This window comes from Leisingera sp. S2M4 (assembly GCF_055398055.1).
In genome coordinates, this window is the sequence record NZ_AP040861.1 from 1,384,793 (window position 1) to 1,408,995 (window position 24,203).

Annotated in this window: 22 protein-coding genes; 7 read left to right on the forward strand and 15 right to left on the reverse strand. The window is 63.6% G+C overall.

The features are described from left to right. Position 1: 1 nt before the first annotated feature. A complete protein-coding gene (gene pncA, locus ACZ52D_RS06755; RefSeq protein ID WP_464442932.1) occupies positions 2-604 on the reverse strand; it encodes a bifunctional nicotinamidase/pyrazinamidase in 603 nt (200 codons plus the stop codon). Between the two features lie 178 nt (positions 605-782). On the opposite strand from pncA, the gene trhO reads away from it, so the two are divergent. Then, positions 783-1,694 carry an oxygen-dependent tRNA uridine(34) hydroxylase TrhO gene (gene trhO, locus ACZ52D_RS06760; protein WP_464442933.1) on the forward strand — a complete coding sequence of 304 codons (912 nt, stop codon included), beginning with the start codon at positions 783-785 and terminating at the stop codon, positions 1,692-1,694. Positions 1,695-1,741: 47 nt separating this feature from the next. Here the strand turns inward: trhO and htpX are convergent, their stop codons facing one another. The 3 genes from htpX to ACZ52D_RS06775 all read right to left on the reverse strand — a co-directional run bounded on the left by htpX (position 1,742) and on the right by ACZ52D_RS06775 (position 6,071). Continuing rightward, the gene (gene htpX, locus ACZ52D_RS06765) at positions 1,742-2,665 is read right to left on the reverse strand and encodes a zinc metalloprotease HtpX (protein ID WP_222454603.1); all 924 of its coding nucleotides are present in this window, start codon (positions 2,663-2,665) and stop codon (positions 1,742-1,744) included. Between the two features lie 309 nt (positions 2,666-2,974). Beyond that, positions 2,975-5,392, reverse strand: coding sequence for a DNA topoisomerase (ATP-hydrolyzing) subunit B (gene gyrB / locus ACZ52D_RS06770; RefSeq protein ID WP_222454602.1), 2,418 nt, complete (start codon positions 5,390-5,392; stop codon positions 2,975-2,977). Positions 5,393-5,477: 85 nt separating this feature from the next. Next, positions 5,478-6,071 (reverse strand): NAD(P)H-dependent oxidoreductase, encoded by a 594-nt coding sequence (locus ACZ52D_RS06775; protein ID WP_464442934.1) that lies wholly within the window; start codon positions 6,069-6,071, stop codon positions 5,478-5,480. 107 nt (positions 6,072-6,178) lie between these two features. On the opposite strand from ACZ52D_RS06775, the gene ACZ52D_RS06780 reads away from it, so the two are divergent. After that, positions 6,179-6,772 (forward strand): TetR/AcrR family transcriptional regulator, encoded by a 594-nt coding sequence (locus tag ACZ52D_RS06780; RefSeq protein ID WP_464442935.1) that lies wholly within the window; start codon positions 6,179-6,181, stop codon positions 6,770-6,772. 6 nt (positions 6,773-6,778) lie between these two features. On the opposite strand, the gene ACZ52D_RS06785 is transcribed toward ACZ52D_RS06780, so the two are convergent. The 9 genes from ACZ52D_RS06785 to ACZ52D_RS06825 form a co-directional block, all read right to left on the reverse strand. Next, positions 6,779-7,399 (reverse strand): LysE family translocator, encoded by a 621-nt coding sequence (locus ACZ52D_RS06785; RefSeq protein ID WP_464442936.1) that lies wholly within the window; start codon positions 7,397-7,399, stop codon positions 6,779-6,781. Continuing rightward, on the reverse strand, positions 7,396-8,493 hold the full coding sequence (recF, locus tag ACZ52D_RS06790) for a DNA replication/repair protein RecF (RefSeq protein ID WP_464442937.1): 1,098 nt from the start codon (positions 8,491-8,493) through the stop codon (positions 7,396-7,398). Before recF ends, ACZ52D_RS06785 begins: the two co-directional genes overlap by 4 nt. A gap of 97 nt (positions 8,494-8,590) precedes the next feature. Next, positions 8,591-9,712, reverse strand: a complete 1,122-nt coding sequence (dnaN, locus tag ACZ52D_RS06795) for a DNA polymerase III subunit beta (protein WP_222454597.1) — start codon at positions 9,710-9,712, stop codon at positions 8,591-8,593. 228 nt (positions 9,713-9,940) lie between these two features. Then, positions 9,941-12,391 carry a GcvT family protein gene (locus ACZ52D_RS06800; RefSeq protein WP_464442938.1) on the reverse strand — a complete coding sequence of 817 codons (2,451 nt, stop codon included), beginning with the start codon at positions 12,389-12,391 and terminating at the stop codon, positions 9,941-9,943. A gap of 81 nt (positions 12,392-12,472) precedes the next feature. Next, on the reverse strand, positions 12,473-13,489 hold the full coding sequence (locus ACZ52D_RS06805) for a GlxA family transcriptional regulator (RefSeq protein ID WP_464442939.1): 1,017 nt from the start codon (positions 13,487-13,489) through the stop codon (positions 12,473-12,475). Between the two features lie 26 nt (positions 13,490-13,515). Next, positions 13,516-15,966, reverse strand: coding sequence for a GcvT family protein (locus ACZ52D_RS06810; protein WP_464442940.1), 2,451 nt, complete (start codon positions 15,964-15,966; stop codon positions 13,516-13,518). 70 nt (positions 15,967-16,036) lie between these two features. Further along, positions 16,037-16,609, reverse strand: coding sequence for a helix-turn-helix domain-containing protein (locus ACZ52D_RS06815; protein WP_464442941.1), 573 nt, complete (start codon positions 16,607-16,609; stop codon positions 16,037-16,039). A 196-nt stretch (positions 16,610-16,805) separates the two neighbouring features. Then, a complete protein-coding gene (locus tag ACZ52D_RS06820; RefSeq protein WP_222454592.1) occupies positions 16,806-17,261 on the reverse strand; it encodes a GAF domain-containing protein in 456 nt (151 codons plus the stop codon). 78 nt (positions 17,262-17,339) lie between these two features. Continuing rightward, entirely contained in the window at positions 17,340-18,512 is a 1,173-nt protein-coding gene (locus ACZ52D_RS06825; RefSeq protein ID WP_464442942.1) for a thiolase family protein, read from the reverse strand. Between the two features lie 94 nt (positions 18,513-18,606). On the opposite strand from ACZ52D_RS06825, the gene ACZ52D_RS06830 reads away from it, so the two are divergent. The 3 genes from ACZ52D_RS06830 (at position 18,607) to ACZ52D_RS06840 (ending at position 21,269) form a co-directional block, all read left to right on the forward strand. Then, the gene (locus ACZ52D_RS06830) at positions 18,607-18,951 is read left to right on the forward strand and encodes an STAS domain-containing protein (RefSeq protein WP_222454590.1); all 345 of its coding nucleotides are present in this window, start codon (positions 18,607-18,609) and stop codon (positions 18,949-18,951) included. Positions 18,952-18,986: 35 nt separating this feature from the next. Then, complete coding sequence (locus tag ACZ52D_RS06835) at positions 18,987-19,436, forward strand: ATP-binding protein (protein WP_369930044.1); 450 nt, start codon at positions 18,987-18,989, stop codon at positions 19,434-19,436. Between the two features lie 258 nt (positions 19,437-19,694). Continuing rightward, on the forward strand, positions 19,695-21,269 hold the full coding sequence (locus ACZ52D_RS06840) for a gamma-glutamyltransferase family protein (RefSeq protein WP_464442943.1): 1,575 nt from the start codon (positions 19,695-19,697) through the stop codon (positions 21,267-21,269). Positions 21,270-21,361: 92 nt separating this feature from the next. Here ACZ52D_RS06840 and hspQ read toward each other — a convergent pair whose 3' ends face one another. Next, positions 21,362-21,688 carry a heat shock protein HspQ gene (hspQ, locus tag ACZ52D_RS06845; RefSeq protein ID WP_369930039.1) on the reverse strand — a complete coding sequence of 109 codons (327 nt, stop codon included), beginning with the start codon at positions 21,686-21,688 and terminating at the stop codon, positions 21,362-21,364. Between the two features lie 86 nt (positions 21,689-21,774). Between hspQ and ACZ52D_RS06850 the strand changes: the two genes are divergently transcribed. Together ACZ52D_RS06850 and ACZ52D_RS06855 are read left to right on the forward strand one after the other, a co-directional pair. Continuing rightward, entirely contained in the window at positions 21,775-22,662 is an 888-nt protein-coding gene (locus tag ACZ52D_RS06850) for an AEC family transporter (RefSeq protein WP_417475379.1), read from the forward strand. Between the two features lie 71 nt (positions 22,663-22,733). Beyond that, the gene (locus ACZ52D_RS06855) at positions 22,734-23,321 is read left to right on the forward strand and encodes a transglycosylase SLT domain-containing protein (protein ID WP_464442944.1); all 588 of its coding nucleotides are present in this window, start codon (positions 22,734-22,736) and stop codon (positions 23,319-23,321) included. Positions 23,322-23,554: 233 nt separating this feature from the next. Here the strand turns inward: ACZ52D_RS06855 and ACZ52D_RS06860 are convergent, their stop codons facing one another. Next, positions 23,555-24,130, reverse strand: a complete 576-nt coding sequence (locus ACZ52D_RS06860; protein ID WP_464442945.1) for a LolA family protein — start codon at positions 24,128-24,130, stop codon at positions 23,555-23,557. Positions 24,131-24,203 lie beyond the last annotated feature (73 nt).

Genomic DNA, 24,203 nt, shown 5'->3' on the forward strand with positions numbered 1-24,203 from the left:
ACTACACTCGTGATTGCAGCTTGACGCCACTTGACTCCATATGAGTGAGAGCGGCGGCCAAAGAGCCGTCCATGTCGATGGCGCGACAGGCCGCCAGGTCCACGGTCACCGCAAAGCCCAGCCGGGCGGCATCCAGCGCGGTGTAGGCCACGCAGAAATCCGTGGCCAGTCCGGCAAGCGTCAGCGCGGTGATGCCACGGCTGCGCAGATAGCCCTCCAGCCCGGTGGGGGTGGCCTGATCGTTCTCGAAGAACCCGGAGTAACTATCGACGTCCGGCCGGAACCCCTTGCGGATGATGAGATCGCCATCGGTGCGCAGATCGGCATGGAAATCGGCACCCGTTGTCCCCTGCACACAGTGGTCGGGCCACAGCACCTGCGTGCCATAGGGCATCTCGATGCTCTCGAACGGATTTTTGCCCGGATGCGACGAGGCAAAGGACGAATGCCCCGCAGGGTGCCAGTCCTGGGTCAGAATCACCGCATCGAAACGGTCCATCATCGCATTGATCGGGGCGACCACCTCATCCCCGCCAGGCACTGCCAGCGCGCCTCCGGGACAGAAATCATTCTGCACATCCACGACGATCAGCGCCTCAGTCATTTGCGGCTCCTCCGGTTGAAACATACAAAATGTAGCGTCTTCAGCGGGGATTGGAAATCCGCCCCCGGTGAAATGGGGCCGACACGTGCAAAGATGCCTCTGAAACACGCATTTTAATGCCGTGGCCAGCCGCCTCTCGCCTCTTGAATTACTGGCGCGAGGGTTCTAAGGCCGAGCCATGTACAGGATTGCCGCGCTTTACCACTTCACCCGTTTCTCCGATCCCGCTGCGATCAAGCCGCCGCTTCTGGCGCTTTGCCAGGCGGAAGGCGTCAAGGGATCTCTGCTGCTGGCGCAGGAGGGAATAAACGGCACCATCGCCGGGTCACACAGCGCCATAGACGCGGTTCTGAACCACATCCGCGCCCTGCCCGGCTGTGCCGATCTGGAGTGGAAAGAGGCCACCGCCACCGAGCCCCCCTTTGGCAAGATGAAGGTGCGCCTGAAGAAAGAGATCGTCACCATGGGTCAGCCGGATGTCGACCCGCGGGCGAACGTCGGCAATTACGTCGAACCCGAGGACTGGAATGACCTGATCCAGCAGGACGACGTGGTGGTGATCGATACCCGCAATGATTACGAGGTGGCGATCGGCACGTTTCAGGGCGCGATCGACCCAAAGACCGAGAGCTTCCGCGACTTCCCGGCGTGGTGGGAGGAGAACAAGGCGCGTTTCCACAACAAGCGCGTGGCGATGTTCTGCACCGGCGGCATCCGCTGCGAGAAGTCGACCAACTACCTCCTGGGTCAGGGGGTGGAGGACGTCTACCACCTGAAGGGGGGCATTCTGCGGTACCTCGAGGAAGTGCCCCCGGAAAACAGCACCTGGCAGGGGGAGTGTTTCGTCTTTGACAACCGGGTGTCGGTCGGACACGGGCTGGTCGAAGGCCCGCATGAGCTGTGCCACGGTTGCCGCCGCCCGATCCTGCCGGAGGACAAGTCGCGCCCCGAGTTCGAGCAGGGCGTGAGCTGCCATCAGTGCATCAACGAGACCACCGAGGCCGACAAGGCCCGGTTCCGCGAGCGCCAGAAGCAGATGCAGCTGGCCCGTGAACGCGGTGAAGAACACCTCGGAAACATACCGCTCTAAGCATCACCCGGCTGGCGGCGCGCGTCCAAAGACGGTCGTGCCTGGCCTCAGCCCCAGGGACCGATATCACGACGTCCGGGCGCTTGCGACCGACCGCGGCGGGGGCCGGGCTGCAGGCCGGGACCCGGGGTATGTCCGCCCTGCCGCGCCATCGCGCGCAACGCCGCCACGCGGTTTTCCGTCGCGGGATGGGTGGCAAAGAGGTTGTCATGCTTATGGGCATGCAGGGGATTGATGATGAACATATGCGCCGTCGCCGGATTGCGCTCGGCCGCATGGTTGTCGATGCGCGCGGCCCCCAGGGCGATCTTCTCCAGCGCCGAGGCCAGCCACAGAGGCTCGCCGCAGATTTCGGCACCGGCCTTGTCGGCAGCGTATTCCCGGGTGCGACTGATGGCCATCTGCACCAGAGCCGCGGCCAGAGGTGCCAGGAACATCATCAAAAGCGTCCCGATCAACCCCAGGCGCTCCCGCGAGCCGCCAAAGAACATCGCGAAATTCGCCAACATGGAGATCGCACCGGCAAATGTCGCGGTCACGGTCATGATGGCGGTGTCGTGGTTGCGGATGTGGGCCAGCTCATGCGCGATGACGCCGGCCACCTCTTCCCGTGACAGGCTTTGCAACAGGCCGGTGGTCACCGCGACGGCGGCATTCTCGGGGTTGCGACCGGTCGCAAAGGCGTTGGGCTGCGGCGTGTCGATCAGATAGAGCTTGGGCATAGGCAGGTTCGCATTCTGCGCAAGCGTAGCGGTCAGCTCGTGCAGCCCCATCCGGTCGCCAGCGGGAACCGGTTGCGCATTGTGCATGCGCAACACCATGCGATCGGAATTCCACCAGGTGAACAGATTCATGGCCGCGGCCACAACCAGCGCAATCACCGCTCCGCTCGCGCCGCCGATCAGGTAGCCCACCCCCATGAAGAGCGCGGTCATCGCTGCCATCAGCATCGCTGTCTTCACATAGCCCATCGTCGCCTCCCGCACCTTACCGTGACGTCTTGAACGAGATATGGGGCGGCGGGGGCCCTGTGCAAGATTTTGACAGCACGCCGAGCGGCAAACCGGAGCCGAACAGGCGCTGCAACACCGACAGGAGCCGCACGTGCCCAATCGAGGGAGTGCCCCTGAGCGGCCATCACCCGCGTTGCCTTTCCCGAAAGGCCGTGAGCGCCGCCTGCCTGCGGCTTGCACGGCGCGCGCTCTGCACGCCGCGCAAGATGGGCGTCATTCTGCCCGAGACAGGCGCCGGCGTGCGGTTTGCCGGGCTGTCACACCGGATCAGAAATCCAGGTTTTCGACGCTCAGCGCGTTTTTCTGGATGAATTCGCGGCGCGGCTCCACCACATCTCCCATCAGCTTGGTGAAGAGATCGTCTGCCTCGACCATGTCGTCGATGCGGACCTGCAGCAGGGTGCGGGCATCCGGGTCCAGCGTGGTTTCCCACAGCTGGTCGGGGTTCATCTCGCCAAGACCCTTGTAGCGTTGCAGGGTCAGCCCCTTTTCGCCCTCCTCCAGGATTGCCTTAAGCAGCCCCAGCGGGCCGTGGATGAGCTGGTTGCGGTCGCGACGGACCAGCTGGGCGGTGGTGCCGTAGACCTCCTGCAGGCTTTGGGTGAAGCTACCGGTACGGCGTGCCTCGCCCGAGCGCAGCATCGGGCCGTCAAGGGTGCGCACTTCCTCCACCCCGCGCAGGATGCGGGCCAGACGGATACCATGATCCTGGGTGATCCGGCCCTGCCAGCCGCGCTCATACTCCAGCGCGATAAGGTCGAGACGCTGTGCCACCTTGTCGGCCACACCTTGCAGATCCGCATCGACCGCACCCGGCACAAAGGCACCGGCCACGGCAGCCTGCTCGAGGATATGGCGCGGGTAATGGGTCGGGAAGGCGTCCAGAACCCGTTTCAGCTGGCGCGCCTCGTCGACCACGCGGGTGAGATCGGCACCGGCCATTTCAGAGCCGTCACCCAGTTTCAGCACCGCGCCGTCGACGCCCTGGTTGATCAGGTAGTCGTCCAGCGCCGCCTGGTCCTTGAGGTAGACCTCGGACTTGCCGCGGGCCACCTTGTAGAGCGGCGGCTGCGCGATGTAGAGATAGCCGCCTTCGATCAGTTCCGGCATCTGCCGGTAGAAGAAGGTCAGCAGCAGCGTGCGGATGTGGGCGCCGTCAACGTCGGCGTCGGTCATGATGACGATCTTGTGGTAGCGCAGCTTGGAAATGTCGAACTCGTCCCGGCCGATGCCGGTGCCAAGCGCCATCACCAGGTTGCCGATTTCCTGGCTCGACAGCATCCGGTCAAAGCGCGCGCGCTCCACGTTCAGGATCTTGCCGCGCAGGGGCAGGATGGCCTGGGTCATCCGGTCGCGTCCGGTCTGGGCCGAACCGCCCGCCGAGTCACCCTCGACGAGGAAGACTTCGGTTTTCGAGGGATCCTTCTCGGAGCAATCCTTGAGCTTGCCCGCGAGGTAGTTCACGTCCATCGCGGTCTTGCGGCGGGTCAGCTCGCGCGCCTTGCGCGCGGCCTCGCGGGCCAGCGCGGCCTCGATGATCTTGCCGACGATCTGCTTGGCCTCGTTCGGGTTCTCTTCAAACCACTCGGCCAGCTTCTCGCCGACCAGGCTTTCGACCACCGGGCGCACTTCCGACGACACCAGCTTGTCCTTGGTCTGGCTGGAGAATTTCGGATCAGGCACCTTCACCGACAATACGCAGGTCAGGCCTTCGCGGGCGTCATCCCCCGTGAAGGAAACCTTTTCCTTCTTGGCGATGCCCGAGGACTGCGCATAGGCATTGATGGTGCGGGTCAGCGCACCACGGAAGCCCGCGACATGGGTCCCCCCGTCGCGCTGCGGAATGTTGTTGGTAAAGGGCAGCACCGTCTCGTGGTAGCTGTCGTTCCACCACATGGCGATCTCGACACCGATCTCGTCCTTTTCGCCCACGATGTAGACCGGGGTATCCATGACCGGTGTCTTGTGGCGGTCGAGGTATTTGACGAATTCCTTGACGCCGCCCTCGTAGAACAGCTCAACCTCGAGCCGCTCGGCCGGGCGCTCGTCGATCAGAATGATGCGGACGCCTGAGTTCAGGAACGCCAGTTCGCGCAGGCGTTTTTCCAGCGTTTCAAACGAATATTCCAGATTGGAGAAGGTGTCGGTGGAGGCGAGGAACCGGACCTCGGTCCCGGTCCGGTCGCCGCAGTCGCCGACCACGGTCAGATGCTTAGCGGTTTCGCCGCGCTCGAACCGGGCGACGTGTTCCTTTCCGCCCCGCCAGATCCGCAGCTCCAGCCAATCGGAGAGCGCGTTCACCACCGAGACACCCACGCCGTGCAGGCCGCCGGAGACCTTGTAGGAGTTCGAGTCGAACTTTCCGCCGGCGTGCAGCTGGGTCATGATCACCTCGGCTGCGGAGACACCTTCCTCGGGATGGATATCAACCGGAATCCCGCGCCCGTTGTCGCTGACGGAGACGCTGGAGTCGGCATGGATTTTCACCGTCACGTGGTCAGCATGACCGGCGAGCGCCTCGTCAATGCCGTTGTCCACGACTTCGTAAACCATATGGTGCAGGCCCGAGCCGTCATCCGTGTCCCCGATGTACATGCCGGGGCGCTTGCGCACTGCCTCCAACCCTTTGAGAACCTTGATGGAATCCGCGCCATATTCTGCGGGAGCCTGCTCGTTTCCGGACATTCGCATCTTCCTGTCTTTGCTTCAGGATTTTATACGAAGTCTGGCCGGGATTGTCACGCGCAAGCCCCTTTTTTTCTGGGCTGTTTCACGCCGCCCTGGCCCCCAGACCACGGGCGGTTTGCAGCCAGGCCTCGACCTTGTCGTCCGGCGCGTCGGTCGCAGGGGCAAAGGTGGTGAACCGCGTCGGCCTGATGCCGATAAAGCCGAGAATCTGGCGGCTGAGAAAGCGCTTCACCGCATTCCCGTAAAACAGCCAGAGCCACAAGGCGGGGGTGTCAGAGGTCAGCAGTACCCGGGCTGTCTTCCCCGTCAGCATGGGGGCAGGCAACCCCATGAAGTTGACGTTCCGAGGGTCGAAGGTGTGCCCCGGCAACAGCGCCCTGTCAAAGACCCCCTTCAGCTTGGCCGGGATCGCGCCCCACCAGAGCGGCGCGGCCATCACGACATGCTCGGCCCATTCGAGATCCTCGAGAAACGCCGCGAGGTCCGGCTCCAGGGGTTTGGGATTCTTATAGCCACTCTGCCCATAATCCATGTCGAACTGCATTTGCGAGACATCGTGGTAGCGGATTTGATGGCCCGCCTGCTCCGCGGCGGCCTGGTAGGCCGTGCACAGGGATTTCGACAAGGACGCCGGGCCGGGGTGGCCGTTCAGTACCATGATTTTTCGGGCAGACATTTCGCGCTCCGCAAGCTAAGTTGACCATGGTCATTTATTGAATCAAAAATGACCGCGGTCAACTATTAAAGTGACCGCGGTCAATAAAAGGATCGTGAGGTAGAGGCATGACACGCGCCCCTCAGAAGCGGCGGCTGGAAACGCGGGCGAAACTGCTGGACGTGGCCGCCACCATCGTGCGGGAGCAGGGCTACAGCGGCCTGCGGGTAGAAGAGGTGGTAGCGCGCGCAGGCGTGGCAAAAGGCACCCTGTTTTCCCATTTCGGGGACAAGGACGGATTGCTGGCGGTGCTGATCGGCGCAGACGTGATGGGCCTGCTGGACGAAATGGAAACACGCGATGCCCCCGCGGATGCGGAGGAGCTGGCGGCTCGGCTGGCGCCGCATATGGACTACGTGGCCCAGGACCGGGTGATCTTTGATTTGCTGCTGCGCTATTCCGGCGCCACGACCACCCCTCCGGATGAGGTCGTTACCGCCAGCTTCCTGCGCCAGGTCGCACTGCTGTCCGACTGGATTCGCCCGCTGCAGGCAGCGGGAAAGATCCGTCGCGACCAACCGCCCGAACTGCTGGCAGAAGGGATTCAGGCCTTCGCGAACCATGTGCTCGGCCTGTGGTTCTGCAGGGAGCACGATACCGTTCCCCCGCCAGCACAGGCGCTCGCGCCCTATCTGCAGGCATGGCTGCAACCAGCGCCCTAGTGGCGCTCAGGTGAAGGGGATCACCAGCCCGACGCAGATCAGAAGCGCGCCGGAAACGAGGTTGACCCGCCGCCGGATCCGCGGGGATGTGACCGCGCGGCGCACCCGGTGGACCATTCCGGCCAGCGCCAGATTGCCCAGCAGCGGGATCAGGAAGGACAGCACGACGATTGCCGCGACATCACCTGCCGTGGTGGCCGAGAGGTCAAAGAAACCGGGCAGCACGCCCATGTAGAACAGGATGGCCTTGGGGTTGCCCAGGATGGCTGCGATCCCGGCCATGAACCCCGCCCAGACGCCGGGACGGGTCAACGCGCGGTTTTCCTCTACCGCCGCGCCAGCGTGCCGGATCAGCAGGTATCCCATGCCCAGGAACATCAGACAGGCCACCCAGCGCAGCAACGTCATGAGGCCGGTGAACTCGGACACCACCCAGGACATGCCCGCGACGGCAATCAGCGGCCACAGGATGTCACCGACCGCAACCCCCACCGCCAGCGGCCAAGCGGCGGGAAAACCGCCGGAAACCGAACGCGCGACCAGCGCCAACCACACCGGACCCGGTGTCAGGAACAACACCAGCAACGCTCCGGCGTAGAGCGTCAGGTCCCAGGCCGAGACTGTCATACCTGCGAAATCTCCGACGTTCCGCCACTGTCGGAGACCTCCAGCAGCTGTGCGCGGCCCGCCAGTTCGGCAAACAGCTCCGCGCCGGTACCCGTCATCCAGGCCTGGGTGCCAAGGGCGCAGATCTCGTCATAAAGTGCGGCACGGCGCGCGGCGTCGAGGTGCGCGGCGACCTCGTCCAGCAACAGGATCGGCGGCGCGCCTTCGCGCGCGGCCAGAGCCCGCGCATTGGCCAGGATCAGCGAGACCAGCAGCGCCTTCTGCTCGCCGGTGGAACACTCCCTCGCCGGGATGCCCTTGGCACGGTAGGTGCCGATCAGATCGCTGCGGTGCGGCCCGACCAGGGTACGCCCGGCCGCCAGATCGCGAAACCGGCTCTCCTCCAGCGCCGCTTTGAAATCCGCCTCGCTGCCGGGCATGCTGCCCTCGGACTGGATCAGCTCCAGTTCGGCGGCGGGAAAAGCGGTCTCAGCCTCGGTCTGCGCCTGCTGCAACAGGTCCACCGCCGCGACCCGCGCCGTGTGCACCCGGTGGCCTGCGGCCGCCATGCGGTCCTCCAGAACCCGGTACCAGGCGGCGTCGCGCACCTGCTCCTTCAACAGCCGGTTGCGCTCGCGCATGGCCTTTTCATATTCCAGCGAGGCCTCCGCATGGGCGGGCTCGAAGCTGAGCGCGATGCGGTCCAGGAAGCGCCGCCGCCCTTCGGCGGCCTCGATCCACAGCCGGTCCATCGCCGGGATCAACCAGACCACCCGCACCACCTGTCCCAATGCGACCTGGCTGGCGGACTTGTTGTCGATCTTCACCTGCCGGGCGTTGCCGCCCTCGGACCAGGTTTCCAACTCATAGGCCTGGCTTGGGGCTTGCAGGGTGGCCTTCAGCTTCCAGCCCAAGGCCTCGGGCTGACGAGCCATGTCGGCGGCACTGGCACGGCGCAGCCCGCGTCCGGGGGAGAACAGCGAAACCGCCTCAAGGATGTTGGTCTTGCCCGCACCGTTGTTGCCGTAGATGGCCACCGGCCGCCCGTCCAAATGCAATTCCGCCCGCAGATGCGAGCGGAAATGAGACAGGGTCAGGGCAGTCAGGGCCAGCACGCGGCGCGCTCCCTTTTCATCTTTCCAAAAATACTCGGGGCCGACCGCCCGGCAAGCGGATCCGCCGCCGGGAGGGGAGGCCGCGCGGTCAGGCGCGTCAGACCCGCATCGGCATCACGACGTAGACGGCGCTTTCGTCGTTGCCTTCGCGCATCAGGGTCGGATCGCCGGAAGAGTTGAACATGAACACGGCGTTTTCACGGTCCACCTGGTTGGCGATCTCCAGCAGGTACTTGGCGTTGAAGCCAATTTCCAGCCGTTCATCGCTGTAGGCCACCGCCAGTTCTTCCTCGGCGGCACCGCTGTCAGGGGCGTTCACCGACAAGATCAGGCGGTCTTCCTCCAGTTGCAGCTTCACCGCGCGAGAGCGCTCGGAAGACACCGTGGCAACCCGGTCCACGGCCTGCGCGAATTCAGCCGCGTCCACCTCGAGACGGCGGGTGTTGCCGGCGGGAATCACCCGGGTGTAGTCCGGGAAGGTGCCATCGATCACCTTGGAGGTCAGGGTGATGTTCGGGGTGGCAAAGCGCACCTTGGTTTCCGAGACCGACACCGCGATATCCATGTCGTCGTCATCGAGCAGCTTGCGCAGTTCGCCCACGGTCTTGCGCGGCACGATCACGCCGGGCATGTCCTCGGCGCCCAGCGGCAGCTCGGCATCGATGCGGGCGAGACGGTGACCATCGGTGGCCACGGCACGCAGCGCCTTGCCGCCTTCGGCAGCATTGGACACATGCAGGTAGACACCGTTCAGATAATAACGGGTCTCCTCGGTGGAGATGGCGAATTTCGACTTGTCGAACAGGCGCCGCAGCACCGCCGCCTTGGCCGAGAAGTTGGAGTGATACTCCGAGGAGGCCATCACCGGGAAATCCTCACGCGGCAGCGTCGCCAGCGAGAAGTTGGAGCGCCCGGCCTCGACCGTCAGGCGGCCGGTGGCGGCATCGGCGCTCAGCGTGACCAGCGCGCCATCCGGCAGCTTGCGCACGATCTCGTGCAAGGTGGTCGCGGCCACGGTGGTGGCGCCGGCGCGCTCAACCTGGGCGGGGGCCTTGTCGACCACCTCGATGTCCAGGTCGGTGGCGCGGAACTGGACGCTGTCGCCCTCGGCCTCGATCAGCACGTTCGCCAGAATCGGAATGGTATTGCGGCGTTCCACCACCGACTGCGCCTGCGCGACGGCCTTGAGAAGCGTGCCGCGTTCGATGCTGATCTTCATGTCCCAAATCCTCTTCGTCTGGCCCTGTCAGTAGCCGGGACAAGCAACCTAGCGGTTTACCCCTGCCATACAAGGCTTTTTATGGATTTCTCCAAGGGATTTCAGGCGGGGTCAAGAGGCCGCGCGCGGGCAGCTTCCGAAACCCGAGGATTCGTTGCAACAGAACCCGCACTGCGGCGACAGCGACCGCAGCCCTGCCACCGCCTGGGGCGACGGCAGGGCTGCGCCTCACAGCTTCACACGCTCGGACTTCGGATCATACATCGGCTTCAGCGAGACTTCGGCGGGCACACGCACGCCGCAGACGTCGATTTCATAGGTCGAGCCGAGCACATCCGCCGCACTTTCGCCTGCACAGGGCACGTAGCCCAGGCCGATGGCGGCCCCCAGCGTGTGCCCATAATTGCCTGAGCTGAGGTAGCCAACATATTCCCCGTCGCGGAGGATCGGCTCATTGTGGAACAGCAGCGGCTCGGCATCGGTGAGCTTGAATTGCAGCAACCGGGTTTTCGGTCCGCTTTCCTTGCGCTCCAGCACAGCGGCCTTGCCGATGAAGTCGTCCTTGTCCGTCTTCACCGCGAATCCAAGCCCGGCATCGATCACGTGATCCTCGCAGGTGATGTCATGGCCGAAGTGGCGGAAGCCCTTCTCGATCCGGCAGCTGTCCATCATGTGCATGCCGCAGAGCTTCAGTCCCATGTCCTGCCCTGCCTCCCACAGGGTTTCAAACGCGTGGCCCGCCATGTCGGCGCTGACGTAGACCTCCCAGCCGAGCTCGCCCACGTAGGTGACGCGATGCACGCGGGCGAGCCCCATGCCCAACTCGATCTCCTGCGCGGTGCCGAAGGGGTTGGTGTCGTTGGAGAAGTCGTTGGGGGAGACCTTTTGCAAGAGCTTGCGCGCATTCGGGCCCATCACGGCGAGCACACCCTCGCCCGCAGTTACATCGGTAATCACTACGCGGCGGTCCCCCACATGGCGCAGCATCCAGGTCTGGTCGGCCAGCCGCGTGGCGGCGGGGGTGACCACGAGATAGGCGGTCTCCGACAGGCGGGTCACGGTCACGTCCGCCTCGATCCCGCCGCGGGGGTTGAGGAACTGGGTATAGGTGATCTTGCCCGCAGGCACCGAGAGATTGGCGCCGCAGATATAGTTCAGGAAGGCTTCGGCATCGGGACCTTCGACGCGGATCTTGCCGAAGGAGGACATGTCGTACATGCCGACGTTTTCGCGCACGGCGCGGTGTTCGGCGGCGGAGTTCTCGAACCAGTTCTGGCGCTTCCAGCTGTAGCGGTATTCGCACTCCTGGCCTTCGTTCGCGAACCAGTTGGCGCGCTCCCAGCCTGCCAGCTCGCCGAACACCGCGCCCTGCTCTTTCAGGTGGTGATGGAACGGCGTGCGGCGGACACCGCGGGCGGTGGCTTTCTGGCGGTAGGGGAAGTGGTCGGCGTAAAGCAGGCCAAGGGTCTCCTTGGAGCGTTCGAACAGGTAGTGCTTGTTACCCTGGAATGGCTGCATCCGGGAGATGTCGACATCGCCGAGGTCGAAGGGCTTCTGGCCGTCTTCCATCCACTGCGCCAGCGCCATGCCAGCGCCGCCCGCGGACTGGATGCCGATGGAGTTGAAACCTGCCGCGACCCAGACATTGTCCATCTCGGGCGCGAGGCCGAGGTGGTAAGCGTCATCGGGGGTGAAGCTTTCGGGGCCGTTGAAGAACGTGTGGATACCGGCCTCCGCCAGCATCGGCATGCGGTTGCAGGCGGCCTCAAGGATGGGTTCGAAGTGATCGAAATCCTCGGGCAGCTGGTCGAACTCGAAACTGTCGGGGATGCCGTTCATCGCCCAGGGCTTGGCGTTCGGCTCAAAGGCGCCGAGGAGGATCTTGCCGGCGTCTTCCTTGTAATAGGCGCATTCGTCCGGCACCCGCAGCACCGGCATCTGGGTGAGGTCTTTGATGCCCTCGGTCACGATATAGAAATGCTCGCAGGCGTGCAGCGGCACGTTGACGCCCGCCATGCGGCCAACCTCGTGGCCCCACATGCCGGCGCAGTTCACCACCATGTCGGCCTGGATGTGGCCCTGCGACTGGCCGTCGTCGCTGATCCAATCGACGCCGGTGACGCGGCGACCCTCTTTGGCGATGCCGGTCACCTTGATGCGCTCCTTCACCACCGCGCCGCGCTGGCGGGCGCCCTTGGCCAGCGCCAGAGCGATATTGGCCGGATCGCCCTGCCCGTCCTTCGGGAGCCACACACCGGCGGTGACGTCATCGATATTGAGATGCTCGTATTTCTCTTTCACCTCGGCCGGAGAGATTTCCTCAACCTCGACCCCGAAGGCGCGGGCCATGGCGGCCTGGCGGAAGATCTCTTCCTTGCGCTCCTCGGTCAGGGCCACGGTGATCGAGCCGCAGCGCTTGAAGCCGGTGGCTACACCGGTCTCCGCCTCCAGCGCGCCGTAGAGCTCCTGGCTGTACTTCGCGAGTTTGGTCATGTTGGCGGTCGCGCGCAGCTGCGCGATCAGCCCGGCGGCGTGCCAGGTTGTGCCGGATGTCAGCTGCTTGCGCTCCAGCAGCACCACGTCCTGCCAGCCCAGTTTGCTTAGGTGATAGGCCACCGAACAGCCGATGACGCCGCCGCCGATGATGACCACGCGGGCCGAATTGGGAAGATCGTTCATTTCATCGCTCCGGGTTGCAGTCAGCTAGAACTACCACGGCAAGGCGGCGAAAAATGTATCATAAACGTCAGCCTGCCCCGGCTATTCAGCGTCGCCTTCGTTTTTCGATCCGGTCGTGCTGCTCGGTCGGCGGCGCTTGCGCAGGGTCAGCGGGGTGATTCCGAAGACCTGCCGGTAAAGCGTGGAAAATCCGTTCGGAAAGCCGCAAGCGAAGCCGATTTCCCGCACGCTCATGCTGGTGTTGAGCAGCAGGTTATTGGCGCGCGACAGGCGCATCTCGCGGTAAAAACCGTTCGGCGTGGTGCCCAGGTAGCTGCGGAACTTGCGTTCCAGCGAGCGGGTGGAGATGTCCAGCTGCGCCACCAGGTCGCTGATCGGCACCGGCTCTTCGATGTTGTCCTGCATCACGCGGATACAGTGATCCAGATCGCGGTCGCCGGTCACCGTTGGCCGCACCCCGGCGAAGGGCTGCAGGGAGCCAAGATCGCGCACCCGCTCGTGCAGCAGGATGTCGCTCACCGCCACCTGCGCGGCAGCCGAGGTCAGTCGCCCGACCAGCGCCAGCACCACGTCCAATGTTGCGTTCATCCCCGCGCATGTGACCAGCTGCCCATCCTCGCTGGCCAGCGCATGACTGGCATCGGAAAGCCCAAGCCGTTCCCGCAAAAGCGTGGAGTTCTCCCAGTGGGTGGTCAATCGCCCGCCGCCTCCGCCCTGATCGCGGATATAGCGCGCCGCGGCCTCGGCCAGCAAGTAGACCTTGGTTCCGCGGCTCGTATAGCTGGAAATCGCACGTGCGTCGGCAAGCCCCGGGTGATCCGGGTCCGAATTGCCGAGGAAGAAGGCAAAGTCGGCATCCGCGCGCTTTGGCAACGGTTCGGTATCGGCGCGCAGCCCGGCACGACAGCCGACCTGACCGCCTGCGGCAGAGCGCAAGGTCCAGACAAAAGGCGGCTGCGCCAGCACCCGGTTGGCGATCCGCAGCACTTCGACCAGAGCGGAAAACTCCGTCAGCACGAAACCTTCGCACAGGATGATATCAAATCGCCAGATCCGGTTTTCCCCGGATCTGGCCTGCTGCTGTGTACGTTCAGCCACCTCTTTGCGCATGTGCGGTCGCGGCCTCAGGCCCGCAGACGGCTGTTGTCGGGATCCCACAGCGGCTGATCCTCCTGCACCACGGCGGGATATTTCCGGCCATAGATCTCCACCTCCACCTCAGTGCCGGGCACGGCCAGGTCGGCACGTATCATTCCCAAGGCGATGGAGGCATTCACGCGATAGCCCCAGTCGCCACTTGTGGTTTCGCCGATGATTTCGCCGTCCTTCCAGATGCAGGACATATAAGGGGCATCGGCGTCGCCAGCCTCAACGATCAGGGTAACGAACACTTTCTTCACCCCCTCCTGTTGCTCCCGCAGCAAGGCCGCCTTGCCCGGGAAGTCCTGAGGTTTGTCCAGTTTGACAAACCGGGCCAGCCCCCCTTCCAGCAGCGAATAATCCGTGCTGAGATCGCCCTTCCACGCGCGGTAGCCCTTCTCGATCCGCAAACTGTTCAGCGCATACATGCCAAAGGGTTTGGCCCCCGCCGACAGAATCGCCTCATAAATTTCCGGCTGGTGCTCATTGGCGCAATGCACCTCCCAGCCCAGTTCGCCTGCAAAGGACACCCGCGCCAGCGCACAAGGGTGGCCCGCGACGGTGGCAGGCTGGTGCGACAGCCAGGGCAGCGACAGGTCGGCCTCGGTGCCGATTGCCTGAAACAACTCGCGCGATTTGGGGCCCGTGACGATCATGGTGGCATAATCCGCCGTGTGGTCGGTCAGGCTCAGGCTCTCGGGCAGCGATTTGCGCAGAATGTCAAAGTCATGCCATTGCGCGGCACCTGCGGTGATCAGGGTGAAAAAGTCCTCGTCGTGGCGCAGGCAGGACATCTCCGTCAGGATGCGCCCCCGGTCATCGGCGATATAGATCAGGTTCATCCGGCCCACCTTGGGCAGACCGCCCGCGATCAGCCCGCGCAGGGCTTCGGCTGCACCGGGACCCGAGAGGTTGAAGCGCGAGAACCCCGGCAGGTCCAGCACGCCGACGCCATCGCGCACCGCCTCGCACTCCTCGCGGATGCGCGGCTGCCACGGCCCGGCGCGGCCCCAGGTCTGGGTCGCCGCCTCAGAGGTGTCGTCGCCTGCTTTCGCAAACCAGTTGGCCCGTTCCCAGCCGTTATAGACGCCCATCTGGCCGCCCAGCTCAACAATCCGCTCATGCACCTGGCTGACCTTCTTGTTGCGCGCGGCCGGCCATTCGTGGCGGGGGAAGTGCATGGCGTATTCGTTGCCGTAGACCTCCATGCCCTTTTGGTTGCAGTAGTCCTGATCGGTGTAATCGGTGTAGCGACGCGGATCGACGGCCCACATGTCCCATTCGGTCCGCCCGTCCACGATCCATTCCGCCAGCACCTTGCCGGCGCCGCCGCCCTGCGCGATGCCAAAGGTGAACACGCAAGCCTCGAACGCGTTGTCCACGCCCGGCATCGGCCCCAGCAGCGGCAGCCCGTCCGGCGCATAGGGGATCGGTCCGTTGATGACGCTGGAGACACCGGTGGTCTGCATCAGCGGCACCCGCTCCATCGCGTCGGCAACGATGTCTTCGATCCGGTCGAGATCATCGGACCAGAGCTGGAACGAGAAGTCGTCGGGCATCTGATCATCCGGTGTCATCCAATGGCCGCGGCAGTTCGGCTCATAGGGGCCGAGGTTGTAGCCGTTCTTCTCCTGGCGCAGGTAGTAGGAGACGTCGACGTCGCGGATCAGCGGAAGCTTCTTGCCGGTCTGCTTGCTGTGCGCCTCGATCTCGGGGATCTGTTCGGTCAGCAGGTATTGATGGCTCATCACCATCATCGGCAGGGTGCGACCGCCATAGGGTTTGAACCACTCGCCCACGCGCTGCGCGTAGTAGCCGGCTGCGTTCACGACGTAGTCGCAGGCGATGTCGCCCTTCTCGGTGTGTACGATCCAGGTCTTGTCCGGCTGCTGCGTCACCCCGGTTGCCGGGCAGAAACGCAGGATCTTTGCCCCCATGTCGCGCGCGCCCTTGGCCAAGGCCTGGGTCACCTGCGCCGGGTCGATGTCGCCGTCGGAAGGATCCCACAGCACACCTTTCAGGTCGTGGATCTCCAGAAACGGGTAGCGCTCCTTGGCCTGTTCCGGCGTCCAGATCTCCATGCCGATGCCCTGGTAACGGCCCATGGAGCAGGCGCGTTCGAACTCCTGCATCCGCTCCTCGCCATGCGCCAGCCGGATCGAGCCGGTCTGGTGATAGTTCATCGGGTAGTCCACCTCCTCGCCGAGGCGCGCATACAGCTCGGTCGAGTAGCGCTGCATGTTCATGATCGACCAGGAGGTGGAGAAGGTCGGCACATTGCCCGCCGCGTGCCAGGTCGAGCCTGCCGTCAGCTCGTTCTTTTCCAGAAGCACGCAATCGCTCCAGCCCTTCTTGGCCAGATGGTAGAGTGATGAGCAGCCCACGACGCCGCCGCCGATGATGACCACACGGGCCTTGCTTGGAAAATCGGACATGATTGCTCCCTGTTCTTGTCTGTCAGTCCTGTTGCGGCGCTGCCGCCGCTGTTCTTTTTCGAATTCGGTGTCAGTAGACCGGCGGCGCGATCACCCAGACCGCCACAGCCGGTTCATCGTACGGGTTGGCCCATTGGTAGGGTTCGTGCCGGATGCGGAAACTGTCGCCCGGACCGACCGTGAAGGCACGACCGCCGATCACCAGGTCCAGTTGCCCCGAGATCATGTAGCCCACCTCCTGCGTTGGCCGGTTCGCCGGTGTCTGCATGCGCGAGCGGGGACGAAAGGTGGAATGCACCATCTCGAAATCATCGGTCAGATCCGGCGACAGCAGTTCCTCGATCAGCCCTTCCTCGCCCGATCCCATCGGGCGGCGACTGCCCGCCCGCACCACATAACCATGCTCGGCCGCGGGTGCCTCGGAGTGGGCGAACAGCATCGACATCGGCACGCCCAGCGCCTTCGCGATCTGCCGCAAGTCAGAGATCGACGGTTCCGACAGGTCGCGCTCAACCTGGCTGAACCATCCGACGGAGCGATTGAGCCGCGCCGCGATCTGCGCAAGCGTCAGCCCGCGCGCTTTGCGCAATGCGCGAATATCCGCCCCCAATGTCGCTCCGGCCCGCACCTGTTCGTTCACCATCTCGCTCCGAATCTCGTGAAAAAATCATCTCGAATTTCATCATGGCCTGCGGACATGAAATTTCAAAGCATTTTTTCACGAACATTCTCAAATGCAGAAAACCTCCCGGCACTTGCTGGCGCCGGGAGGTTTCGATCTGGTCAGTGATTTTGCTGCGGGTCGGCGGAAACCTGGGTTCTGCCGGGCCCAGGTGCCGTCAGAGCCGACCGAACACCTGCGCCAGGATCGCTGTCAGCTGCTCGGCATCTTCCTGGGTAAAGGCGTCGGGTTGATCGCTGTCGATGTCAAAAACGCCGATCAACGCCCCCTGCCCGTTCCACACGGGCAGGACCAGCTCCGAGCGAGTCGTGGATGCGCAGGCGATATGCCCCGGGAAGGCATCGACATCCGCCACCAGCTGAACCTCGCCGGTGCGGGCAGCGGCACCGCAAACGCCCCGGGAGAACGGAATCTGCAGGCACCCGTGCCCACCCTGATACGGGCCGATCTTCAGCAGTTCCGGAGCAACGACGCGGTAGAACCCCGTCCAGTCAAAGCGGGAATCGGCGTGATGCACCTCGCAAGCGAGCGTGGCCATCAGCGCCACTTCATCGGTCTCGCCTTCGGTCAGCGACGCGATGGTCTTGGCCAGGGTGTCATAGTCGGCGCGCATGGGCTGTTCTCCTGAAACGTAACAGAGGGGGCTGTCTGCCCCCTCCTGGTCTTGCGGTCAATTGCTCTGTGCGGCTGATCAGACCCGCTCGATCGCGATGGCCGTGCCTTCGCCGCCACCGATGCAGATCGCTGCCACACCGCGTTTCAGCCCACGTTTTTCCAGCGCGTTCAGCAAGGTGACCATGATCCGTGCACCGGAGGCGCCGATCGGGTGGCCCAAGGCACAGGCACCGCCATTCACATTCACCTTGTCGCGGGAGATGCCCATTTCATGCATGAAGGCCATCGGCACCACGGCAAAAGCCTCATTCACTTCCCACAGGTCGACATCCTCGACGCTCCAGCCGATGGATTTCAGCAGCTTCCGCGCCGCGGGCACCGGCGCGGTGGTGAACCAGCCCGGCGCCTGGGCGTGGCTGGCGTGGCCGAGGATACGCGCGCGCACATTCAGACCCTGCGCTCTCGCTGCCTCGGACGAAGCGAGCACAAGCGCCGCCGCGCCATCGGAAATCGAGGACGCATTGGCCGCGGTCACCGTGCCATCCTTGCGGAAGGCCGGTTTCAGGGTCGGGATCTTCTCGGGGCGCGCTGATTTGGGCTGTTCGTCAGCGTCGGTCACCACGTCGCCCTTGCGGGTCTTTACCGTCACCGGCGTGATCTCACCGTCGAAGGCGCCGCTCTGCTGCGCGTCCAGCGCGTTGGACAGCGACTTCAGCGCGTATTCATCCTGTGCCTCGCGGGTGAACTGGTATTTCTCGGCACAGTCCTCGGCGAAAGTCCCCATCAGGCGCCCCTTGTCATAGGCATCTTCCAGCCCGTCGAGGAACATGTGATCGATCACCTGACCGTGGCCGAGACGCGCCCCGCCCCGCATCTTGGGCAGCACGTAGGGGGCGTTGGTCATGCTTTCCATGCCGCCTGCCACCATGGTCTCCGCCTGGCCCAAGGCAATCTGGTCAAAGGCGATCATCGCCGCCTTCATGCCCGAGCCGCACATCTTGTTCAGCGTCGTGGCCGGCACCTCCTCGCCCAGCCCTGCTGCAAAACCGGCCTGGCGGGCGGGGGCCTGGCCCTGCCCTGCAGGCAGCACGCAGCCCATCAACACCTCGTCCACGGTGCGGGTGCCAGCCCCTTCCAGTGCCGCCTTGATGGCCGCGCCGCCGAGCTCCGACGCCGTCACACCGTCATACATGCCCTGAAAACCGCCCATCGGCGTCCGGGCGGCACCGGCAATAACAACATCTTTCATGCAATTTTCCTCCAAGTTTCGGAACAACACCTACAGAATAGTAAGCTTTGCAGTCTAGAGTGCTGTTGAGACACACAAGAACCAGGGGAATACCATGAGCCTGACAACCACCATGACGGACGGTGCCCAAATCGTCAAAGTCAATGCCGAGCGCATTGACGCCGCCATGGCCATCCAATTCAAGGAGGACATGCGCACCGAGACCGAGAGCGGGCCTGACCGTGTCATCTTGGATCTGTCCGAGGTGCAATTTATTGATTCCAGTGGTCTGGGCGCTATCGTCGCAGCGATGAAGCAACTGGGAAGCGGTCGCAAGCTGGACCTTGCCGGGCTGACCCCCATGGTCGAGAAGGTGTTCCGGCTGACCCGCATGGACACGATTTTCGACCTCTACGCATCGCTCAGCGACGCGACCGCCCCGGCAGACGCCAACTCCTGACACCGACCGCGCAGGACGCGCAAAGCGAGATATTGATGGTAAAAACATTTGCCTGCTCGTTCACAGCCACGAATCTGGATGCCCGGTCGGGGATAACTTCAGTCGTGGAGGAGCTGCGCTCCCTCGGAGTGCCAGGTCCGCGTGTTGACGAAGTTCAGATCGCCCTGACCGAGGCCGTGAACAACGTGGTCGAACACGCCTATGCCGGAAGCGCGCCCGGTGATGTGCGAATTCGGGGGGAACTGCATCCCGAACGCCTGTGGATCAGTATCCAGGACGCCGGGGCGCCCTTTCAGGCCGGTATCCTGCCTGAAGGTCGACCAGCTGACGTGGATGTGCCGATCGAAGATCTGCCCGAAGGCGGCTTTGGCTGGTTCCTAATTCGCGAGTTGGCCAGCCAGGTGCAATACGAGCGAACCGACGGAAACAACAACCTGTCCCTCTGTTTTGAAATCCAGGTGACGGGACAGTCGGCCGACGCCTGAACCCGCACACCTCCCCGTTGCGCCGCGGCCACCTCTGACCGGGTTGCCCAGCAGGTCTTTTCCTGTTGGCATTATGCCCAGACGCCACGCATTGCGCCCTCTCGTGCAAGGTCTGGCACTGCCGTGCGCATGACCGCGTGACCCCTCTTTCCGTTCCGAACACCGCCCTTCCGACACCTGCTGCGACCTTTTCGTGACAGCTTGAGCTTCGATCACGGTGGCCATAGGCTCCGCGCAACAACAGCGAGGAGCAGGTTCATGCGCGATTTCCACTATCCCGGCCGGTCCGCCGTGATTGCCACAAACGGCATGTGCGCGACATCACATCCGCTGGCGGCGGGAGTCGCAGTGGACATTCTCAAACGCGGCGGCAACGCGATGGATGCTGCAATCGCGGGGGCCGTTCTGCTGGGAATCTGCGAACCACAGATGACCGGCATCGGTGGCGACTGTTTTGTACTGCAGTCCCGCCCCGGCGAGCCGGTACGGGGGCTGAACGGATCCGGTTGTGCGCCGACAGCCGCAAATGCAGCAGCGTTGCGAAATCGTGGCCTCACGACGATACCGCTGCGCAGCGCAGATGCGGTGACCATCCCATGCGCGATAGACGCCTTTTGTCAGCTGGCCGAACGCGAGGGGAAACTCGGGCTGGACGCGCTCTTGCAACCGGCCATTCACTACGCCGAGGCGGGAGTTCCGGTCGCCGCGCGAACCGCCTTTGACTGGAAGAAAGACGCCGCCGCACTGCAGGGGGCGGCGCGACGCCATTACCTGAAGGATGGCAATCCGCTGAAAACGGGCGAGCTGTTCCGCGCGCCGGGACAGGCGGAGGTGCTGCGCCGCATTGCCCGCGATGGGCGGGACGGGTTCTACCGTGGCGAGGTCGCGGAGGACATGATCGCCACGCTGCATGCACATGGCGGCGTGCATGCAGCGGAAGATTTTGCTGCGGCGCGCGCGTTTGCCACGGAACCCGTGGACGGCAGCTACCAGGGGTATGAGCTGTCGGAGCATCCTCCAAACGGACAGGGGGCCACGGCGCTGCTGCTGCTGAACATCCTGAAGCATTTCGACATTGCCGCGATGGACCCGCTGGGTGCAGAACGCGCGCATATCGAGGCCGAAGCGGCCAAGCTGGCCTATGATGCGCGCAACCGTTTCCTGGCAGACCCGGACCATACCACGCGGCTCGCGCATATGCTGGCGCCGGAAACGGCCGCTGGTCTCGCCGCACTGATCGACACCAAACGCGCGATGCCCGCTGCCGCACCGCTGAGCGAGGCCATCCACAAGGACACCGTCTACATCACGGTCGTCGACCGCGACCGGATGGCGGTCTCGCTGATCTACTCGATCTTCCATGGCTTCGGCTCGGGCATCGCATCCGAGAAATTCGGCATTCTGCTGCAAAACCGGGGCGCAGGTTTCAGCCTCGAAGAGGGCCACCCAAACGAATTGGCGCCAGGCAAGCGGCCAATGCACACGATCATTCCGGCAATGCTGAAGCAGGGCGGCGACGTGATCATGCCTTTCGGCGTGATGGGCGGCGGCTATCAGCCCACAGGCCATGCGCGGCTTGTCAGCAACCTCAGCGATTTCGGCATGGAGCTGCAATCGGCCATCGATGCGCCGCGCTGTTTTGCCGACGGTGGGGTGTTGAAGGTGGAACGCGGATATGATGCCGCGGTGCGCCAGGCATTGGCGGATCTCGGTCACAAGATCGACGTGCCTGACACCCCCTTGGGAGGGGCGCAGGCCATCCGCATCGATGCCTCAGGCGTGCTGATTGGCGGCAGCGATCCGCGCAAGGATGGCTGTGCGCTGGGGTATTGAGCCGCGCATCGTCGCCTTTGCCTCAACAAGGAAGGCGGGCCGGGTCACGGTCCGCCACCAAGTGCACAAAGGGGCCTGTCAGTTGGGGCTTGTCAGTTCAGCGGGTAATGCAGCGCATAGGCGGCGCCATCGAAATTTCCGAACATCTCTGGCACGTCCGGATGACCGACAGGCTCCCCCGAATAATCGGCGACCAGATTCTGTTCCGAGACATAGGCGACGTAATAGGTCTGATCGTTCTCCGCCAACAGGTGGTAGAACGGTTGATCCTTGACCGGGCGGCTGTCCTCGGGGATTGCCTCGTACCATTCTTCGGTGTTGGCAAATTCCGGGTCGACATCAAACACAACGCCACGAAACGGGTGCTTGCGATGGCGGACGACCTGCCCGAGATTGTATTTTGCGCGTGTTCTCATCATGGTCATGTCTGCCTTTGTACATAGTAAATAGCGCGCCCACAGGGCAATTGTCCAACAGTTGACATAAATTTTCAGGGAAACAGACTGTGAACCTCGCCTTGACAGTGCTGGAAATAACAGCGCCCGTCTTTCTGCTCGCGCTTGTCGGCTTTACCTGGGTGAAGCTGGGATTCGAGTATCGCACCGATTTCGTGACCCGCCTCGCCATGACCCTGGCGGTGCCCTGTCTGATCTTCACCGCCTTGATGCAAACCAGTCTGGACAAGGCGGCCCTGGGCCATTTCATGCTGGCCGCGCTGCTCGGCCATGGCATTCTGGCGGTGGCGGGCGAAATCCTCTGCCGCAGCGCCGGGCTGGATCGCCAAACCTTTCTGGCACCCTTCATTTTCGGCAACACCGGCAACATCGGTATTCCACTGTCGCTCTTTGCCTTCGGCGACGCGGGGCTGGGCTATGCGGTGGTGATGCTGGCGGTCTCGGCGATCCTGTCATTCACCTATGGCATCTACCTCGTGGCGGGTCACAGCGCGGGCAGCAAGGCGATCCGCGAACCGATGGTCTGGGCAACACTGCTTGGCGGGCTGTTCCTGTGGCAGGACTGGCAGACACCGCCTTTCCTAACCAACACGCTGTCATTGATCGGGCAGATGGCCGTGCCGCTTATGCTGATCACCTTGGGCACCGCGGTGGCGCGGCTGACCCCGGGGCGCACGGGCACCGCGGTGGCGCTTTCCCTGGTCAAATTCGTGGTCAGCGCCGCGACCGGCTGGGGGCTGGCGGTGGCCTTCGGCCTCGACGGGACCGCCGCGGGCGTGCTGATCCTGCAGTTGGCCACTCCGGTTGCCGTGACCGCCTATCTGCTGGCCGAGAAATTCAAGGCGGACTCGCAGGCGGTGGCGGGGCTGGTGGTGGTCTCCACCCTGATGGCGGCACTATTGCTGCCACTTTTGCTCGGGCTGGTGCTGGAAATGTGATTTCCCCCGCAACCGCGATCCGCTAGACTGCACCAAAAGAAAATCACAGGCACAAATCACGGGCAGAGGTCATGAGCAGACTTATCAGCGCCCTTATCCTCCTCTTGGCTGTTGCGTCTTGTGGAGGCGGGTACAATACGCCACCGCGCAACCTGGACAATGCGTGCAGCATTATCCAACAGCGCCCCGAATACCTGAAAGCATTCCGCAAGACCCAGAAGCGCTGGGGCGTGCCGGTACATGTGCAGATGGCGACGATCTACCACGAGAGCCGTTTCCGCGGCGATGCACGTACGCCGCATCAATATGTGCTGGGGGTGATCCCGGTAGGCCGTCAGTCCAGCGCCTATGGCTACAGCCAGGCTCTGGACGGGACCTGGGACGATTACCGGCGCGAAACCGGAAACCGTCGGGCCAAGCGCGACCGCATCAGCGACGCCACCGACTTCATGGGTTGGTACATGCGCAAGAGCTACGAGCGGAATGGCATCGCCCTTTATGATGCGCGCAACCAATACCTCGCCTACCACGAGGGGCACAGTGGATTTGCCCGCGGCAGCCACCACGCCAAACCCTGGCTGATGCGCGTCGCAGCACAGGCCGAGGCGCGCGCGCAGATGTACCAGGCCCAATTGGCAACCTGCCGGAAGTTCCGCTGACCGGCCGCAGGAACGACACTATCTCAGGCGGCGGCAATCCCGCCTGAGAGGTCAATTTTCTGCAAGACGTATTCCCCATAGGCCCCGCACTGCGCTAGGGCGCGTTCATGGTTTCGCCCATCGTTTCGGCGTAGCCCATTGTTTCGCAAGAACATCCACTGCGACAGGCCAACGGGGGGTAGCCCGTCAGCGCATCACATGGCGCAAAGGTCGCGATCTTACCGACCGATCCGTCAGGGAGAGGTGCTGAACAGTCTCGACGGCAGCTTCTTTCCGGTTTCCAGCGGCCCCAGCACAACCGTGGTCTGGCTGCCGGAGCTGTCGTGGAGCACCCATTTGCGCAGTTCGACAGGATTGCTGGTGAACATCAGTTCGATACTGCCGTGTTCGGGGTTCTCCGGATCCTGCGCGCGAACCACCGTGGACGTCCCGTCAAACCCGTGCCCCACAACCATGTTGGCCCGTCCCAGGTTGACCTGACGTGCCAGAATGATCGACAGCGGCGTCCGCTTCAGCGGATAGGTCTCCGGCGGCTGGTTCGATTTGGGGTCCTTGATGACCACGGCACCAGCGCCGGCAATGACGGTGCCGCCTGCTTTGCCATCATATTCGAACCGCATCCGCCCAGGGCGATGTATGTACAGCTTGCCGGTGGACAGGCTGCCGTCATCGTTGATCTGGGTAAAGGAGGTTGTGGCCGTGGTGATCCCGTTCAGATAGCGCGAGATCTCATTCAGGCTCAGCTTCTCTGCGGCCCAGGAGGCCGGGGCGCAAAGGGTGAGGGCAAGGGCAAAGGCAATGCGTTTCATACCCTTGAACATAGGCAGGCTGTGGCAGATGTGAAGATGCCGGGCGCAACCTGCACCCGGCATCGGCAAAAAT

Bases quoted from the DNA above. Each gene is read 5' to 3' on its own strand.
- ACZ52D_RS06780 (WP_464442935.1), top strand. From the start codon at position 6,179: ATGACACGCGCCCCTCAGAAGCGGCGGCTGGAAACGCGGGCGAAACTG.
- ACZ52D_RS06775 (WP_464442934.1), bottom strand. From the start codon at position 6,071: ATGTCTGCCCGAAAAATCATGGTACTGAACGGCCACCCCGGCCCGGCG.
- ACZ52D_RS06840 (WP_464442943.1), top strand. From the start codon at position 19,695: ATGCGCGATTTCCACTATCCCGGCCGGTCCGCCGTGATTGCCACAAAC.
- dnaN (WP_222454597.1), bottom strand. From the start codon at position 9,712: ATGAAGATCAGCATCGAACGCGGCACGCTTCTCAAGGCCGTCGCGCAG.
- ACZ52D_RS06815 (WP_464442941.1), bottom strand. From the start codon at position 16,609: ATGGTGAACGAACAGGTGCGGGCCGGAGCGACATTGGGGGCGGATATT.
- ACZ52D_RS06825 (WP_464442942.1), bottom strand. From the start codon at position 18,512: ATGAAAGATGTTGTTATTGCCGGTGCCGCCCGGACGCCGATGGGCGGT.
- ACZ52D_RS06835 (WP_369930044.1), top strand. From the start codon at position 18,987: ATGGTAAAAACATTTGCCTGCTCGTTCACAGCCACGAATCTGGATGCC.
- htpX (WP_222454603.1), bottom strand. From the start codon at position 2,665: ATGGGCTATGTGAAGACAGCGATGCTGATGGCAGCGATGACCGCGCTC.
- ACZ52D_RS06855 (WP_464442944.1), top strand. From the start codon at position 22,734: ATGAGCAGACTTATCAGCGCCCTTATCCTCCTCTTGGCTGTTGCGTCT.
- ACZ52D_RS06860 (WP_464442945.1), bottom strand. From the start codon at position 24,130: ATGAAACGCATTGCCTTTGCCCTTGCCCTCACCCTTTGCGCCCCGGCC.
- pncA (WP_464442932.1), bottom strand. From the start codon at position 604: ATGACTGAGGCGCTGATCGTCGTGGATGTGCAGAATGATTTCTGTCCC.
- ACZ52D_RS06785 (WP_464442936.1), bottom strand. From the start codon at position 7,399: ATGACAGTCTCGGCCTGGGACCTGACGCTCTACGCCGGAGCGTTGCTG.
- hspQ (WP_369930039.1), bottom strand. From the start codon at position 21,688: ATGATGAGAACACGCGCAAAATACAATCTCGGGCAGGTCGTCCGCCAT.
- ACZ52D_RS06830 (WP_222454590.1), top strand. From the start codon at position 18,607: ATGAGCCTGACAACCACCATGACGGACGGTGCCCAAATCGTCAAAGTC.
- ACZ52D_RS06800 (WP_464442938.1), bottom strand. From the start codon at position 12,391: ATGAACGATCTTCCCAATTCGGCCCGCGTGGTCATCATCGGCGGCGGC.
- gyrB (WP_222454602.1), bottom strand. From the start codon at position 5,392: ATGTCCGGAAACGAGCAGGCTCCCGCAGAATATGGCGCGGATTCCATC.
- trhO (WP_464442933.1), top strand. From the start codon at position 783: ATGTACAGGATTGCCGCGCTTTACCACTTCACCCGTTTCTCCGATCCC.
- ACZ52D_RS06820 (WP_222454592.1), bottom strand. From the start codon at position 17,261: ATGCGCGCCGACTATGACACCCTGGCCAAGACCATCGCGTCGCTGACC.
- ACZ52D_RS06810 (WP_464442940.1), bottom strand. From the start codon at position 15,966: ATGTCCGATTTTCCAAGCAAGGCCCGTGTGGTCATCATCGGCGGCGGC.